General features: G+C 64.8%; 1 protein-coding gene. It reads right to left on the reverse strand.

Annotated elements, in window-relative coordinates:
- On the reverse strand, nt 1–414 hold a 414-nt coding region (locus J5F18_RS03135), incomplete at its 3' end, for a PfkB family carbohydrate kinase (RefSeq protein WP_346300892.1).
- Nucleotides 415–773 lie beyond the last annotated feature (359 nt).

Genomic DNA, 773 nt, shown 5'->3' on the forward strand with positions numbered 1-773 from the left:
GCGCTCGATATCCGCCGGGGCGAGCTCGGCATTGCTGCCGGGGATCACCACGATGCGATTCTCGCTGGCATCGTCGACCTGGATCATGGCGACCCCGGTGGGTCGGGTCCGGCTGCGCCCCACCTGGCGGTGGTGGATGCCCTCGCGGGCGAGGCCGTCGAGCAGGGTGCGGCCGTGGTCATCGTCGCCGACGCAGCCGATCATCGCGGTGGCGGCGCCCAGCCGGGCGGCCGCCACGGCCTGGTTGGCGCCCTTGCCGCCCGGCGTGGTGGTCAGGTCATGGCCGGTCAGGGTCTCGCCCGGGCCGGGATGGCGGGGGGTGCGGACCACCAGGTCCATGTTCAGGCTGCCGACGACGACCACGTCGGCGGCCGGTGCATCGTCATGGGGTTGGTTCAGGTGTGCAACAGTCACAGCAGTCATCCTGGCGTTGTCTGATTGTGTTGTTGCCAACCTAGCCCAAGAAAAACGTTTGCGCAATCGTTTTTCTTCATGCTCCAAGGTATGATTTCGTGGTCGAAACGGCTCAGGAGGCATGGACAGGACGGCCGCTCCCCAAGGGGACTGGCCTGGAGACCTTCCCCGACGAGCGGCGATGTCATTCTTAAATCAATGGGTTATGCTTTCTTGCAGCAGAGAGGAGGGAGACAAGGCGATGATCGGCATGCAACTGACCTGCAAGGAACCCTGGGGCGGAGGGGTCCGATGGTAACGATCACCGATGTGGCGAAGGCGGCGGGGGTGTCCGTCTCTACCGTTTCCCATGTGGTGAA

This window comes from Halomonas sp. BM-2019 (assembly GCF_017584085.1).